The 14,800-nt window shown below is 68.9% G+C and carries 13 protein-coding genes and 2 pseudogenes; 10 read left to right on the forward strand and 5 right to left on the reverse strand.

Annotated features, from left to right (window positions below):
* Positions 1 to 220 precede the first annotated feature (220 nt).
* Positions 221 to 478 carry a WhiB family transcriptional regulator gene (locus tag UA74_RS26805; protein ID WP_198043180.1) on the reverse strand — a complete coding sequence of 86 codons (258 nt, stop codon included), beginning with the start codon at positions 476 to 478 and terminating at the stop codon, positions 221 to 223.
* Between the two features lie 324 nt (positions 479 to 802).
* Between UA74_RS26805 and UA74_RS26810 the strand changes: the two genes are divergently transcribed.
* The 5 genes from UA74_RS26810 (at position 803) to UA74_RS32485 (ending at position 5,300) form a co-directional block, all read left to right on the forward strand.
* Complete coding sequence (locus UA74_RS26810; protein ID WP_075742696.1) at positions 803 to 1,567, forward strand: site-2 protease family protein; 765 nt, start codon at positions 803 to 805, stop codon at positions 1,565 to 1,567.
* Between the two features lie 162 nt (positions 1,568 to 1,729).
* Positions 1,730 to 2,731, forward strand: a complete 1,002-nt coding sequence (cofD, locus tag UA74_RS26815) for a 2-phospho-L-lactate transferase (protein ID WP_075742697.1) — start codon at positions 1,730 to 1,732, stop codon at positions 2,729 to 2,731.
* Between the two features lie 44 nt (positions 2,732 to 2,775).
* Positions 2,776 to 4,119 carry a coenzyme F420-0:L-glutamate ligase gene (locus tag UA74_RS26820; RefSeq protein WP_075744276.1) on the forward strand — a complete coding sequence of 448 codons (1,344 nt, stop codon included), beginning with the start codon at positions 2,776 to 2,778 and terminating at the stop codon, positions 4,117 to 4,119.
* Positions 4,116 to 4,655 carry an NUDIX hydrolase gene (locus UA74_RS26825; protein WP_075742698.1) on the forward strand — a complete coding sequence of 180 codons (540 nt, stop codon included), beginning with the start codon at positions 4,116 to 4,118 and terminating at the stop codon, positions 4,653 to 4,655. Before UA74_RS26820 ends, UA74_RS26825 begins: the two co-directional genes overlap by 4 nt.
* A 156-nt stretch (positions 4,656 to 4,811) precedes the next feature.
* Positions 4,812 to 5,300 (forward strand): hypothetical protein, encoded by a 489-nt coding sequence (locus tag UA74_RS32485; RefSeq protein ID WP_075742699.1) that lies wholly within the window; start codon positions 4,812 to 4,814, stop codon positions 5,298 to 5,300.
* A gap of 381 nt (positions 5,301 to 5,681) precedes the next feature.
* Here UA74_RS32485 and UA74_RS26840 read toward each other — a convergent pair whose 3' ends face one another.
* The gene (locus UA74_RS26840; RefSeq protein ID WP_232237480.1) at positions 5,682 to 6,584 is read right to left on the reverse strand and encodes a glycosyltransferase family 2 protein; all 903 of its coding nucleotides are present in this window, start codon (positions 6,582 to 6,584) and stop codon (positions 5,682 to 5,684) included.
* 488 nt (positions 6,585 to 7,072) lie between these two features.
* Here UA74_RS26840 and UA74_RS26845 point away from each other — a divergent pair, with 488 nt between their 5' ends.
* From UA74_RS26845 to amcA, 3 genes are all read left to right on the forward strand, one after another.
* Positions 7,073 to 7,834, forward strand: a complete 762-nt coding sequence (locus tag UA74_RS26845; protein WP_075742702.1) for a GntR family transcriptional regulator — start codon at positions 7,073 to 7,075, stop codon at positions 7,832 to 7,834.
* Positions 7,835 to 8,546: 712 nt separating this feature from the next.
* A complete protein-coding gene (amcB, locus tag UA74_RS26850; RefSeq protein WP_083683677.1) occupies positions 8,547 to 9,704 on the forward strand; it encodes a cyclophane-forming radical SAM peptide maturase AmcB in 1,158 nt (385 codons plus the stop codon).
* Positions 9,688 to 9,840: a multiple cyclophane-containing RiPP AmcA gene (amcA, locus tag UA74_RS34350; RefSeq protein WP_404799954.1), complete on the forward strand. Its 153-nt coding sequence runs from the start codon at positions 9,688 to 9,690 to the stop codon at positions 9,838 to 9,840. Before amcB ends, amcA begins: the two co-directional genes overlap by 17 nt.
* On the opposite strand, the gene UA74_RS26855 is transcribed toward amcA, so the two are convergent.
* The 3 genes from UA74_RS26855 to UA74_RS26865 form a co-directional block, all read right to left on the reverse strand.
* Positions 9,837 to 10,496, reverse strand: a complete 660-nt coding sequence (locus UA74_RS26855; protein WP_075742703.1) for a pentapeptide repeat-containing protein — start codon at positions 10,494 to 10,496, stop codon at positions 9,837 to 9,839. The two genes, amcA and UA74_RS26855, sit on opposite strands and share 4 nt — an antisense overlap.
* 195 nt (positions 10,497 to 10,691) lie before the next feature.
* The gene (locus UA74_RS26860) at positions 10,692 to 11,822 is read right to left on the reverse strand and encodes a glycosyltransferase family 4 protein (RefSeq protein WP_075744278.1); all 1,131 of its coding nucleotides are present in this window, start codon (positions 11,820 to 11,822) and stop codon (positions 10,692 to 10,694) included.
* A gap of 239 nt (positions 11,823 to 12,061) precedes the next feature.
* Positions 12,062 to 13,195: a glycosyltransferase family 4 protein gene (locus tag UA74_RS26865; protein ID WP_075765688.1), complete on the reverse strand. Its 1,134-nt coding sequence runs from the start codon at positions 13,193 to 13,195 to the stop codon at positions 12,062 to 12,064.
* A 201-nt stretch (positions 13,196 to 13,396) separates the two neighbouring features.
* On the opposite strand from UA74_RS26865, the pseudogene UA74_RS31225 reads away from it, so the two are divergent.
* Together UA74_RS31225 and UA74_RS33850 are read left to right on the forward strand one after the other, a co-directional pair.
* Positions 13,397 to 13,825, forward strand: a pseudogene (locus tag UA74_RS31225) (glycosyltransferase family 2 protein); the annotation flags it as partial.
* Between the two features lie 414 nt (positions 13,826 to 14,239).
* Positions 14,240 to 14,731 (forward strand): annotated as a pseudogene (locus tag UA74_RS33850) (glycosyltransferase family 2 protein); the annotation flags it as partial.
* Positions 14,732 to 14,800 lie beyond the last annotated feature (69 nt).

Below are 14,800 nucleotides of genomic sequence, written 5' to 3' on the forward strand. Positions count from 1 at the left end.
CCCGCGGGCGGAAACCACTTCGACTTCTGTCCTGCTGCCGACCGAGGAGAATAGAGTGCCGCCCTGATCATCCGGTTCGGAGTATTCTTCCGATTAAGGTCGTGAACGTAAATCGACCCCGGATCATCGCGAAGACGATCCGGGGTCGACGCCACGGATGGCGGTGCTCGTCATCTCGGGCAGGCCCACCCGGCCGAGACGACGAGCGCGTCAGGCCCCCTCAGGAGGCCCGCTTCTTCAATTTGCGTCTCTCCCGCTCGGAGAGGCCGCCCCAGATGCCGAAGCGCTCGTCGTGTGCCAATGCATACTCCAGACACTCCGCTCGCACCTCGCAGCCTGCGCAGATGCGCTTGGCCTCCCTGGTCGATCCTCCCTTCTCGGGAAAGAACGCCTCAGGATCAGTCTGCGCACATAGTGCACGCTCTTGCCAATCCTGTTCCTCTTCCCCCGTGTCGAACAGATCGGTCAGTCCTTCCAGCTCCCCAAGCTGAAGGTCCCCCCGCTCTGCCGCACGGTTCTCTTCGAATTCCCGCACGTCCGCCTCCTCGCCTTCCGCACTCCCCGGTTGGCGGACGCCACCCGTCGCCCCTCTCCAGGACGCCGAATGACACCGATGTGATTACACCTGTGTAACCGCAGGGGGTCAAGCCGAACTCATCCGAATGGGGGATTGTTCGGAGGCCTCACCAGCGTCCGGACGGCGGTGTCTGACGACCCCGCTGGACCATTCGAGAAGCGGCCGGGTCGATCCCGTCAAGACAGGGTCGCCCGACCGGGTTCCGGGATGGGACACACTGGTTTGGTGATGCGATCTGCCGTCCGGCCGAGTCCCCTGTTCCTCGCCATCCTCGCCGTGACCGTCGCAGGCGCGCTGCTGACGCTCGTCGAGCAGCAGATCGCGTTGACGACCGGCATCGTGCTGCTGGTCATCGGCGGTTGGGCGGTGTCGCTGTGCCTCCACGAGTTCGGCCACGCGGCGGTCGCCTTCCGGGGCGGCGACCACTCGGTGCGTGCCAAGGGCTATCTCACCCTCGACCCCCGTCGATACACCGATCCCGTGCTCAGCCTGCTCCTGCCGATGCTGCTCCTGCTCGCAGGCGGCATCCCACTGCCCGGTGGGGCGGTGTGGATCAACCGGCACGCGCTGCGTTCCAAGGGTGTCGAGTCCGCAGTGTCGCTGGCCGGTCCGCTGACGAACCTGGTGCTCGGTGCACTACTGGTGATGTCGGTCTCGCTGTTCCAACCGCCCCTGGGTCTGGCGGCGGGCCTGTCCTATCTGGCCTACGTACAGATCATCGCCTTCGTGCTCAACATCCTGCCGGTGCCGGGTCTGGACGGTTACGGCGCTCTGGAGCCGTATCTGCCGTACCAGGCCCGCCGTTACGGCCAGATCGCCCGCCCCTGGGCGCCGCTCGCGCTGTTCGCTCTGCTGCTCGGACTGCCCGAACTGGGAATCACCGTTCTGAGTGACACGTTGTTCGGCCTCACCGCATGGATCTTCGACCTGATGGGCGGCGAGGCGCTCTACGCCCAGCTCGGTCAGATGGAGTTCCGCTTCTGGAACTGATCGGCACTCGGACCGGGGTCGGCATCGCCGCGCCGGACCGCCGTGGCGTAGTCGGGCACGGCGACACGTCGGCCGGGGCGTCGAGCGACGCGACTCCCACCCGAGATCGCCTTCGTCTCACGCCGCCGTGAGGCGCTCGAGAGCCGCACTAGGATCGCTCAGGTGAAGGTTGTCGTACTCGTCGGCGGGGTCGGTGGCGCCCGCTTCCTGCTGGGCGTGAAGTCTGCATTGGGGCTCCCGATCCACGGCGAATCCCCGGAGGCCGCACCACACCAGATCACCGCCGTGGTCAACACCGGCGACGACGTCCAGATGCACGGCCTCCAGATCTGCCCCGACCTGGACACCTGCATGTACACCCTCAGCGGTGCCATCGACGACGCGAAGGGGTGGGGGCGCGCCGAGGAGACCTGGACCGTCCAGGAGGAGCTCGCCGCCTACGGCGTCGAGCCGGACTGGTTCGGCCTCGGCGACCGCGACATCGCGACCCACCTCGTGCGCACCAGGATGCTGCGGGCGGGCTATCCGCTGTCCACGGTGACCGAGGCGCTGAGCGCTCGCTGGCGCCCCGGTGTGCGGCTGCTGCCGATGTCCGACGACCGCGTCGAGACCCATGTCGTGATCGACGACCCCGAGGCGGGCGAGGGCGGGCGTCGCGCCGTGCACTTCCAGGAGTGGTGGGTGCGACACCGTGCGGGGCCCACCGCCCACGCGATCGGGCCGGTCGGCATCGAGGAGGCGGCGCCGGCACCGGGACTGCTGGACGCGGTGAAGGAGGCCGACGTGGTGCTGTTCGCCCCGTCCAATCCGGTGGTCAGCGTCGGCACGATCCTCGCCGTGCCCGGCGTGCGCGACGCCCTGCGCGAGACCAGCGCCCCGGTGATCGGCGTCTCGCCGATCATCGCGGGCCGTCCGCTGCGGGGGATGGCCGATGCCTGTCTCACGGCGATCGGCGTCGAGAGCACGGCCGAGGCCGTGGGCAGGCACTACGGCTCCCGCACCGCCGACGAGGAGGGACTGCTGGACGGCTGGCTGGTGCACACCGGCGACGAGTCGGCGGTCCCCGGCGTCACGGTGCGCGCGGTGCCCTTGCTGATGTCGTCGCCCGAGGCGACCTCGGCGATGGTGCACGCGGCATTCGACCTGGCGGGAGTACGCACGTGATCGAGGACGAGATGATCGAGGACGAAGCACCCGTCGCGACGCCGATCGGCGACCATGCGGCGCCGCACAGCCTGGAGATCCTGCCGGTCCCCGGCCTTCCCGAGTTCACCGAGGGCCAGGACCTCGCGGCGGCGATCAGCGCCGGGGCGCCCTGGCTGCGGGACGGGGACGTCGTCGTCGTCACCAGCAAGGTGGTGTCCAAGGTCGAGGGCAGAGTGGTGGACGTGCCCGCCGACCCGGAGGGCAGGGAGGCGGCCAGACGTGCACTGGTGCTCGCCGAGGCTCAGCGCGTCGTCGCCTCGTTCCGCAGCACCCTGATCACCCAGAACCGGCTCGGCATCGTGCAGGCCGCCTCCGGAGTGGACAACTCCAACATCGCGCTGGACAAGATCGCCCTGTTGCCTGCTGACCCGGACGGCTCGGCCGCGCGGCTGCGCGCCGCGCTGCGAGAGCGCTCGGGCGTCACCGTGGGCGTCGTCATCACCGACACGATGGGCCGGGCCTGGCGGGTGGGCCAGACCGACGCGGCGATCGGCGCCGCCGGGCTCGGCGTGCTGCACCACTATCAGGGCGGCGTCGACTCCTACGGCAACGCGCTGGCGGTGACCCAGGTCGCGGTGGCCGACGAGATCGCCGCCGCCGCCGACCTGGTGAAGGGCAAGCTGGGCGCCATGCCCGTGGCCGTCGTCCGAGGTCTGGCCGTGCGCGACGACGGTTCCGTCGCCGCCGATCTCATCCGACCGGTGGAGCAGGATCTGTTCCGGCTCGGCGCCGATGAGGCCGTGGCGCAGGGCCGTCGGGAGGCGGTACTGCTGCGGCGCTCGATCCGCGAGTTCGACTCCCGCCCGGTGGACCCGACCGTCCTGCGTCGAGCGATCGGCATCGCGTTGACGGCCCCCGCTCCGCATCACACCCGTCCGGTGCGGTTCGTCTGGCTGCGGGACGAGGCACGGCGCACCCGGCTGTTGACGGCGATGCGGGAGAAATGGCTGCGGGATCTCCTCACCGACGGACGCGACGAGGAGTGGGCCCGGCGGCGGACCCGCCGGGGCGATCTGCTGTTCCGGGCACCCGAACTCGTCCTGCCGTTCATGGTCCCGGACGGGGCGCACTCCTACCCCGACGAGCGACGGTCGGCGGCCGAGCACACCATGTTCACCGTCGCGGGCGGCGCTGCGGTGCAGGGTCTGCTGGTGGCGCTGGCGGCCGAGGACGTCGGGTCGTGCTGGGTCTCCTCCACGCTGTTCTGCCCGGATCTCGTACGGGAGGAACTGGAACTGCCTGCCGACTGGCATCCGCTCGGCGCCGTGGCCGTCGGACATCCGGTGGACGGACCGCAGTCGCCGCGCGAGCCGAGGGACCCGGCGTCGGGACTGGTGGAGCTGTGAGGCTGCACGCGGACACTGTCGAGGTGCTGAGCACCTGGCAGCCGCCGAACGCCGAACAGGAGTCGATGCGCCAGGCCTTCCTGGCCTTTCTCGCCTCCTCCCCGGATGCCTGCCGCCGCGAGTACGCCCCCGGCCATGTCACGGCCTCCGCGCTGGTGCTGGACGCCTCGGGCCAGAACACGCTGCTGACGCTGCATCCCAGGGTGGGGCGGTGGCTTCAGCTCGGCGGACACTGCGAACCCGACGATGCGAGTCTGCGGGCGGCGGCGCTGCGCGAGGCGACGGAGGAGTCCGGCATCCGGGGCCTGCGCATCGATCCGATGCCGCTGCATCTCGACGTCCACGCGGTCACCTGCTCGGGCGGGGTGCCCACCAGACACCTCGATGTGCGGTACCTCGTCCGTGCGCCTGCAGGCTCCCGGGCCGTCCGCAGTGCGGAGTCTCTTGACCTACAGTGGTGGCCGGTGGACGGACTTCCGTCCAACGTGGACTCCGTTCCCCACATGGTTGAACTCGCGCTCGGCGCCGAAGACTAGAAGACAGGTCGTAGCCTGCCTCGCTCGCAGGGAATAGTGTGGAGACATCACCGGGTCCACCCCCGACGAGCGTGTACGACAGGCGACGTCGATCACGGTGGCGGCGCCGATGCCAGACCCGATGTCGCCGAGGCAACGTCAGGAGAGGTCGTCACGATGGACCCCCGCGATCGGGCCGACGAAACCCTCGCACGAGCACGAGCTCGCGGCGCATTCGTCATCACGCCGGACAACGCCACCTCGCCCATGGACGCCGCCAGCACCGTGCAGATCCCCCGGTCGGTGGTGACCGCCAACGACCCGGTGAATCCGGCGCCGGATCACGATCCCACCGTGGTGCTGCGCGGCCGGGTCTCGCGGGGCCCGTATCCCCCGCCGCAGGGCGGCGGTCCTCGGGACGGCAGGCCCCCGCAGGGACAGCAGCCGCAGCATCCCAGTCACCGGCCGGGACAGCGGCCTCTCCAACCGGGCCAGCCGCCGCAGAGTCAGCAGGGGCCGCCGCCGCAGAGTCAGCCGCAGGGCCCGCCGCCGGGACAGCAGCAGGGGCAGCCGCACCAGCAGGGCCAGCCGCCGCCCCACGTGCCCGCGCAACATCAGAACCAGGTCGAGTCGACCATCCCGCCCTGGCACACCGAGGAGTTCTGAGGCAGCCTCGTCTCGCGTCGAGGTCGGACGATCCCGCAGGCTCGGTCCCCTCGGCCGTCAGGTAGCCGGGCCTGGAGCTCATCGCCTGACTCCACGGCGCGACGACGGAGCAGGCGGCGCCGTTGTTCGGCATCGACGGACTGCGGTCAGTGCCGCGCCCGGCACCCCGTGATTCGACCGTGGCGAGCAGCCGCCTCGGACTCACCGGTCGCGCGGACGGCGATCAGCGGGCCGTCGGCAGGCATCGCTCTCGAGATCGGCAGGCCGTGGCGACGACGTCGCCTCAGCTGCGCCCTGCCGCACGCGCCGCCTGAGCAGCCCCGCGCGCACGCGCTCGAACGACCTGCGGAAGGCGGCAAGCCGAGTCGGCCACGCAGGCGATCAGTGCTTCACACCGCCGGGGTCGCGGAGTTCGAGACGCCTGCGCGCCTCCAGCCCGACCTTCAGCGCCAATCGCACGGGGGCCCATTCCGGGCCCTGATGGCGATCTGCCAGGTATCGGTAGGCGCTGCGGTGGTGCTCGGTGAGCATCCGCCCGGAGGCCTTCGAGGTGGAGTGGCCACCGAGGTGGACGACCTCGGCGGTGGGCACGTACACGTTCAGCCACCCTGCCTTGGCGATCCGGTCGCCGAGGTCGACGTCCTCGAAGTACATGAAGTATCGGGAGTCGAAACCCGCCACCGAGTCGAAGGCCGACCGGCGGATCAGCAGGCACGAGCCGGACAGCCAGCCCGCCGTGCGCTCCGCCGGGTTCACCTCGGCCTGCCGGTAGGCGCGACTCCACGGGTTTCCCGGCCACACCTTGCCGAGCAGACCGTGACCGACGCCCTTGGCCAGTGAGGGCAGCATGCGCGCCGAGGGATAGACGCGTCCATCAGTCTCCCGGATCAGCGGGCCGAACACGCCGCCCCTCGGCCACCGCGTCGCGGCCGCCAGCAGTTCGTCGATGCTGCCCGCGCCCCATTCGAGGTCGGGATTGGCCACCAGCACCCAGCCGATCTCCGGTCCGAGGGCGGCGACACCTCGATTGGCGGCGCCGCCGTAGCCGAGGTTCTCGCCGATCCGCAGCAGCGTCACGCCTTCTCGTTCGGCACCCTTCTCCGGTGCGCCGTCGACGGAGCCGTTGTCGGCGAGCACCACCTGGACCGGACGGGTCGTCGCGTCCTGGAGCGTGTCGAGGAATCGAGCGAGCGTCTCACCGGGGGAATAGGTGACGGTGACGACGGCGAGCCCCTCGCCGTAGGAGACCGGCTCGGCGGATGCAGCGGATCGCGGGGAGGTCACGAAGAGCATTCTGCACGGTCGGATTCGGCGTGAGAGCGGCGGCGTGTGTGCCTGTGGACGTCCGGCGACGGCAGCCGCGAGTCGATCGGCAGACCGGTTCCCCGGCCTGTTCCCCCGGCCGCACATCGCATCGACGGTGGTCGAGACCGCGGCCCGCAGGAGAAAGACGGCGGGCGAGGGCACCGGCTCCTGTCAGGCCCTCCTCCGGCGGCCGAACCGCACCGACCGCCACATCGGACCGACGTTGATCCGACCGTCCGTCTGCCCTGGCGCTGCCAGGTGTGCCTGCCCCGACCCGTGATCGCCAGGCCGAACCCGACGGATGTCCACTCGATCACTCGAACCGCTCGGCACCGTCCGATCTAATGCCCTCCCCGATCGCGTCCTCGAAACTCCACACCGGACTCCGATCGGGTTTTGACGGGGCAAGTTCGGATCACTCGGGTGTTAAGGTACTTAAGTGCCTGAGCCAAGGAAGGGGAGCCGAGATGAACGTTGATCCTCGCAAGGGGCGAGCCGTATACCACCAGATCGCCGACGAGTTGCGGAAGAAGATCACTTCCGGCGGTTACGAGGCTGGGAGCAGGCTTCCCACCGAGACCGAGCTGATCGAGACATACGACTCGGGCCGGGTCACGGTCCGTCGAGCGCTGGCAGTCCTCGCGCAGGAAGGACTGATCGAGAGCCGTCGCGGCGAAGGTGTCTTCGTTCGACGCACTCCGCCCCTCCTGCGCCTCGGCAACACGCGGTTCAGCCGTGCGGATCGCGAGCGCGGCCTCGGCGCGTTCGCCGCCGAAGCGGAGAAGCTCGGTGTGAGCTGGGAGCAGGAGTCGCTAGGAGAGATCGAGGTCACCGATACTCCGCAGGCAGCGATCGAGGTTCTCGGCGAAGCGAACTCCGCAGTCCGGTACCGACGGATGATCCTCGCCGGTACCCCGACGCAGCTGGCGAACAGCTACGTGCCTGCCAGCCTTGCCGAGGAGATCGGTTGGAGCCGAGGCGAGGCCGCTCCTGGCGGACTCTACGGACTCCTGGAACAGCATGGCTACCAGCTGACGTCCTTTCGGGAGACCGTCGTCGCGTCGGCAGCCACCCCCGATGAGGCCGTGGCTCTTCAGATCAATCAAGGCGTTCCGGTGGCCCGAGTGACCCGTGTCGCCTTCGCAGGCGAGCGGGCTGTCGAATGGTTTGAGTCGGTGGCAGTCGGAGACTCGACCCACTTCGTCTACGAATTCGACGCGGCTGAGTAGTCCGATCAGGCGATCTTCGCGTCACTGAGCTGCGAAAACAGCCCCCGTCTCCGGCGGGGGCTGTTTTGTGCTTGATCAAAGTTAAGTACTTACGTACCCTAGTACTCACGTGGAGGCTTGAGCAGACATGGAGACGACGTGGAGCAAGGGGCGGGCGAAACGAATGTCGGGCAGCCAGCCAGGTCAAGGACCTCACGCTCTCGACGGCGATCGAATAGGACAACAGGGATTCGCAGCATCGATCGCCCCGACCACTGGCTGGTGCCGCCATGGCGATCCGATGCAGACCTGAGCACCGTTCTCAGGCACTTCATGCAGTTCTTTCCGCACCAGACGCTCCCTGTCGCCGAGAAACTCGCCTTCTTCCATGGCTGCCTGATAGCCGTCGAACACGCATCAGTAGGCCAGCTGGCCAACGCCCTGAGGCGAGACTGGTATGCGGATCTTCGTGCCAGCATCCAAGAATGCGTCCACACCTACCAAGCACAATTGGAGGTTGTGTCTGACGTACTCGTTATGGGCTCCGTACGGCTGCCCCTTCCCAGGAATTCCTCCGGTCCCACCGCGATTCCAGCAGCAGCGGCGCCTTCAGGTAGTGACGCAGGAGACCGCTGACACTACCGAGTTGCACTACCACCGCACCGGTAAACTGCGCAGAACGAAGTCATAGCTGGGGCCGAGTCAGCTCCGAAGACAATCGGATAGGTCGCCAATGAAAGATACTCTGCAAGAGTCAGCTGTACAGAACCCGGACACTGGATCGAGGTTTTTCACCTCCCCAGGATCAGTCGTCCTTCAACCAGAGACGTTGTGCAACCTCGACTGCTCCTACTGCTATCTCCCGTTCAGAAAATCACGTAATACGATGTCGCTTGCCGTGGCGCAAGCCGTCGCTGAATCCATCCGATCCTGGACGGCGCAAACCAAGGTCGACGTCTGCTGGCATGGTGGGGAACCATTGGCTGCTGGCAGGGAGAAGCTCGGCCAGCTCATGGACTGTTTCTCCGGTCTCGACGTGCAGCATGAGATCCAGACGAACGCAACTTTGGTCAACGACGCCTGGTGCGAGTTCTTCACGGAAAGGAGGGTTCGTGTCGGAGTGAGCATCGACGGGCACAGTGTCGACGATGCCAACCGCATTGATCGGCGCGGCCTGCCCGCGCACGACCGTATCGCGAAGGGGATTCAAATTCTCCGCGAACATGGACACACGATTTCCGGCATCGCGGTCGTGTCCAATCCCACACCGCAGCGCGCCCAACGACTCATCAGATTCGCCGAGGAAAACGGGATTTCAACGCTAGGTGTGAATATCGAAGAACAGGAAGGGGTGAATATCAAAGTCAACGAGAACGACCACCACACAACCATCTCTTTCTGGTCTGAACTTGCTAGAAACTGGCTAGCGCACTCGACCATCGATATTCGAGAAATCCGACGTGCCCTTGGCTATCTGGATTCTGTCCTCCGGAACGACGCTCATGCGAGCCACCGGCCGCCGCTTGTGGACCCGCTGCCCACCGTCGCATACGACGGTAGCGTCACGTTGATCTCGCCCGAGCTGGCCGGATTCAATTCGACAACCGGTAGCTTCGCTACCGGAAATGTACTCCAACAGTCGTTGGACGAGATCATAGCAGCGGCGGGCGAAGCCAGCTGGATACAAGAGTTCAAGAGCGGAATCGGAGCATGCGCGGAGACATGCCCATACTTCGACTTCTGCGGAGGCGGCCACGCATCCAATCGATACTTCGAACACGGCCGAATGGATGGGACCGAAACGAATTACTGCCGCAACAGCAAGATCGCCTTGATGGAAGGAATTTTGAATGTCGCCGAACACCGCATTGCTGATGACCCGAATTCATGAAAGCGGGAACGGGCTAGCACCACTGCTGCGGAAGAATCGTCAGGAACCCGCGAGGGCCGACCGCTGGGACAACCGACCCTCTTGGGACAACATCAAGCCGGGCTGGGACAACCGGCCGAGCTGGGACAACCGCTAGAACACGACCATCAGGCCAGCTTCCGAGGCGAATCGCATTGCCAAGGAGCTGGCCTGATCGGCGGATATCTTCGCCCCACGCAACGTCGATAGTCCGTGTACATCGATCAGATTCGTGGTCGTCAGATCACAGCCGGCAGCCCGAACAGCAGCGAACTCGACCTTCTCGAACTCGCATTCATCAAAGATGATGTTCGACAGGTCGCCAGCCAGTATCGATTCTACGAAGCGGCAGCGCCGGAAGACGACAGCGTTCTTCACCTGTTCGAACCTGATGGTTGCGAAGTCGAATCGACACGCCTGCACATAGACGTCCATAGCCTGCACAAAGTCCAGAGACAGGCCGATTCCGCGACACCCAAGCACGTCGAGCCTACGAGCGGTGACGCTGGGCAACACCGCATTTGAGAGATCCACGTCGTCCAACCGAACGTTCGAGAGCTCCAATGGATCAAGCCGACACTCCGAGAGATCGACTGAGGACACGAGAACCGATGACAAGCTTCCCTCCCCGACGACGCCCGCCTGAACTCCGCCGCGAAGGTGTGTCGCCGAGAAATCGAATGGCCCCTTGAAGTCGGTGCGCTCGAGCGTCAAATCGTCGGGATCGAGAGAGGGGCGCTGAATCGTCTTACCGGCCACCTCAAGGAATTCCATGTCTATAAGATAGCAGCTGCTTTGAGCTGGAGTCGCCGAAGCGGGTCGGGCGAGTACCTGGTCACCGGATCGAGAGTAGCGCCGAGGGAACAGCGGTATGGCGGCACACAGCTTTCCAACACGGTTGACGAGGAATGACCTTCCCGACTGGCGAACCGCACGGATCGGGCTATTCGCCGCCTTGGTCCCGGCCCGTCAGCGGCCTCGGCGGTGCACTGCCCAGGCCCTCGTGTAGGCGGCCCGATGCCGGACGGCGCTGGCGGACCAGGAGAACTCCTGGGAACGCGCCTGCGCGGCGATGCCGAGCGCCTTACGTCGTGCCGGGTCGTCCAGCAGCTCGCCGAGCGCGGCGGCGATGTCGCCCGCCCCGACACCGCAGTAGGCCACCGCGTCACCGCCGACCTCGGGCAGGCTGAGCCTGCGGGTCGTCAGCACGGCGGCGCCACAGGCCATCGCCTCCAGGACGGGCAGGCCGAATCCCTCGCCGAGGCTCGGATAGGCGACGATGTCGGCGCCGCCGAGGAAGCCCGCGAGGTTCTTGAACGGCAGGTAGCCCGCGCGGATCACCCGCACCCGGTGCGGCACGGAACTCAGGGCCCGTTCGATCTGTCCGTCCCAGCCCGGCTGACCCGCGAGGACGAGCGCGGGCGGATTCCGTCTGCCCTCGCATGCTCTGGCGAAGCCTCGGATCAACGCGGGCACGTTCTTCCTCGGCTCCAGTGCCCCGAGGAACGCGACGTAGGGGGTGTCCTCCAGGTCGAGCAGCCGCCGGACCTCGTCGGTCTCCGGCCCGCTCGGCGGATGGAAGCGGTCGGTGTCCACGCCGTGCGCGACCACCTGGAGGCTGCTCCGACCCGCGCCGACGACCCTGGTGAGTTCGTCGGCCGTCGCATGGCTGGGCGCGATGCAGAGCGCCGCCTTGGCCAGCGCGGCCCGCGTCCAGGCGCGGAAGAACCTGGCCTTGACCGAGGAGTGCAGTGTCGGGTCGGTGAAGAAGGTCGCGTCGTGCAGGGTGACCACGCCTGCGGCGCGGTTGGCCAGCGGCGTCGTGTAGTGCGGCGAGTGCAGCAGATCGACGTTCAGCCTGCGCACGAGTCGTGGCAGCGTCGTCTGCTCCCAGCTCAGTCGCGCGGTCCTGGTGGCGACGGCCTCGGCGGCGGGAACCACGCGAGAGCGCGGCGCGAGCCGGGTGTACAACTCGGCGTCACGGGGCTGGCAGACCAGGCTGATCCGGGCGCCGTCCCGATCCAACGCGGCGACGAGCGAGTCGACGTAGCGGCCGACGCCGCCCCGGTCAGTGGGGACGGCCGTGGCGTCGATCAGCACGCTGGGTTCGGCTACGCGCACTGGGGCAGCCTACGGCGTCGATGGGGCGGGTTCGGCGGGATCGACCAAAACGAGACCGGCCGCACCCTGCGAACAACCGCCTTCGCCACTCGCGTCCGACGATCGGGCGCGCTGCGCGGGCGTCCGGTCACGCATGGTCGCCGCGCGGAGTCCGGCGCGGCCGTCGCAGCAGGCGGTGCACGACGCTGCCGCGGCGGCGCATGGCGCGTCCCACCGGATCAGCCCGGCACTCCGGGGCCGCGGCGGGCGGCCAGATGCGCCGACCAGACCTCCTCGGCGGCGCGTCGCCAGGTGAAGTCGGCCGCCCGCCGTCGGCCTGCGGCGCTCATCGCGGCGGCGGTGGCAGGCTCGGTCAGCACCCGACGCAGTGCCTCGGCGAGGGCCGCGGGGTCCTCGCGCGGCACGATCCGCCCTGCCCCGCCCGCGACTTCGATGAGCGCGGGCACGTCGGTGTGCACCACGGGCACGCCCGCCGACATCGCCTCGATCACGGGAAGTCCGAAGCCCTCCGCCCGGCTCGGCACGGCCAGCACCTCGGCGCGGTGCAGCAGGACGGACAACTCGGCGTCGCTGACCCGCCCGAGCAGGCGAAGTCGGTCGTCGTCGAGGCCGCTGCGCCGAGCCAGCGCCCTCGGGTCGATCTCGCCCCAGCCGGGCGCCCCGGCGATCAGCAGCGGGACCCTCGGCGACCGGGGATCGGCCATCGCCTCGATCAGGACGTCGATCCCCTTCCGGGGCTCGACGGTGCCGACGGCGAGGACGTACCGGGCGGGCAGTTCCAGTCCTCGGGCGAGCGCATCCGCCCGGTCCCGGTCGGTCTCCTCGGCCAGCGCGGCGGAGACGCCCTCGCCGACGACGCGGGTCCGGGTGTCGGGACCGAGGCAGCCTGCCAGCTCCGTCGCGACGGCCGCCGTCGGCACGATGAGAGTGGACGCCGTCCGCGACGCACGGCCGATCATGTCGCGATGCCACTGCACACCGCGCGGCGTCAGGGTCTCCGGGTGCGTCCACGGGACCGTGTCGTGCACCGTGACGATCAGACTGCGGCCGCGCCGCACCGACGGCGGGGCCAGCGGCGTCGGGGCGTGCACGGCGTCCCCGCCCGGCCACAGCGGCAGTCCGCGCTGCCAGGCCAGCGACAACGCTCGACGCGGCAGCGCGAGCGGGAAGGGCCCGGCGACGCCGGGGATCACCGCCGCCGAGAGATCAGGGTGGCGGGCGGTGACGCCTGCCACGGTCCAGTCCGATGGCGCGGCTGCGGCGAGGGCCGCCGTCAGCTCGCGGGTGTATCGGCCGGTGCCGCCGGGGACCGGGGCCAGCAGTTGCTCGGTGAGCACGACGAGGACGGGCACGACATCACGGTGTCATGCCCGGCGGCGCCGCTGCGCCGAAACCCCGCGATGTCGAAAGCCCGCGATCGAGTCCTGCGGTCGACGACGGTCCTGCCTGCCCGCCGTCGAGCGCCGGACGCGGTGCCGTCGAGACATCTGCGGCGGCCGCTTTCGGCGCAGGCTGGGCATCGGGCGGGCGAGCCGAGGCGATAGCGTCAGCGAATGCATCCCGCAGGCACGCCACGCACCACGGTGGTGGTGGTCACCTGGCAGGGCCGAGACCATCTCGGCGCCTGTCTCGACGCACTCGGCAGGCAGACCCGACCGCATCGTGCTCTGGTCGTCGACAACGCGTCGACCGACGGAACCCGCGAGCTGCTGGCCCAGCATCCGAGCACGCCGGTGGTGCTGCGGACTGCCACCAATCTCGGCTACGCGGGCGGGCTGGCGGTCGCACTTCGGCAGGTGCACACGCCGTTCGTCGCCTGGCTGAACGACGACGCCGCCCCGGAGCCCGACTGGCTCGCCGAGCTGGAGCGGGCACTCGACGAGACGCCGACGGCCGCCGCGGCCACCGCCACCCTGATCGCGCCGGACGGCTCGGTGCAGTCCAGCGGGGTCCGGCTGACCGCCCAGGGCTACGGCTTCGACCGGAACACCGAGCCGCCGGACGGCGCCGAGGCCCCCGAGTCGGTGGCATCGGGGCACGATGCGAGGCGACGAGCAGACACGCCGCGGTCGGCAGTCGAGCCGTTGGCGGCGGGCTCGGCCCCCTCGGTTCCCGTGGCGACCGCGTCGGTGGTGGAGGCCTCGGCCGGTACCAGGTCGTCCGCAGCGGGCTCGGCGGCGCCCACCGGGTCGCGACCGGCCGCCGAACTCGCCGGGACCGTGCCGGTCCACGCCGCCGCCTCCGCCACGGCAGGCTCAGGGGGCTTCGATTCCCCGGGCCACGGCGGGCAGGCGCGGCGGACGAGCACGGCTGCGGCGTCGCACGGCACCGCATCGCAGGTCACCACCCAGCAGGCGGCGGCAGCCGAGAACCCGCCGGGAGGCGGGCCTGCGGTGTTCGGGCTCTGCGGGGGTGCGGCCCTGCTGCGCACCCCGGTGCTGCGGGCGATCGGCGGGGTGCCCGCGAGGTTCTTCTGCTACTACGAGGACACCGACACCGCCTGGCGGCTGCGGCTGGCGGGCCACGACGTCGTCTGGGCGCAGCGGGCCCGTGTCCTGCATCGCCACGGCGTGAGCACCAAACCGGGATCGCCGAGGTTCCATCGCTGGAACGAGCGCAACCGACTGCTGATGCTGCTGCGCTGCGCGCCCGGCGAGGTGGCCGTGCGGGAGCTGCTGCGTTTCGCCGCGATCACCGTTCTCCTGCCGCTGCGCAGGCGACGCGGGCAGGTGGTTCCCAGCACGCCGAACTTCCGGGTCGGGCTCCGGACGGGGGTGCTCGCCGAGATCCTCGGCAGGCTGCCCGCCACCCTGCTCGACCGCCGCCGGATCGGCAGGCGGTCGCGGGTGCCACGACAGCTCGTGTGGCGCCGCTGGTCGGGCCGCTGAACCGCTGGTCCCGCTCTCCTGCGACGGCCCCGGCACCCTCCGGTGCACGACGACGACCGACGTAGCGCC

Origin of the sequence: Actinoalloteichus fjordicus, assembly GCF_001941625.1 — a bacterium.
GTDB lineage: Bacteria > Actinomycetota > Actinomycetes > Mycobacteriales > Pseudonocardiaceae > Actinoalloteichus_A > Actinoalloteichus_A fjordicus.

Bases quoted from the DNA above. Each gene is read 5' to 3' on its own strand.
- UA74_RS26855 (WP_075742703.1), bottom strand. From the start codon at position 10,496: ATGGAATTCCTTGAGGTGGCCGGTAAGACGATTCAGCGCCCCTCTCTC.
- UA74_RS32485 (WP_075742699.1), top strand. From the start codon at position 4,812: ATGGACCCCCGCGATCGGGCCGACGAAACCCTCGCACGAGCACGAGCT.
- UA74_RS26845 (WP_075742702.1), top strand. From the start codon at position 7,073: ATGAACGTTGATCCTCGCAAGGGGCGAGCCGTATACCACCAGATCGCC.
- amcA (WP_404799954.1), top strand. From the start codon at position 9,688: ATGACCCGAATTCATGAAAGCGGGAACGGGCTAGCACCACTGCTGCGG.
- amcB (WP_083683677.1), top strand. From the start codon at position 8,547: ATGAAAGATACTCTGCAAGAGTCAGCTGTACAGAACCCGGACACTGGA.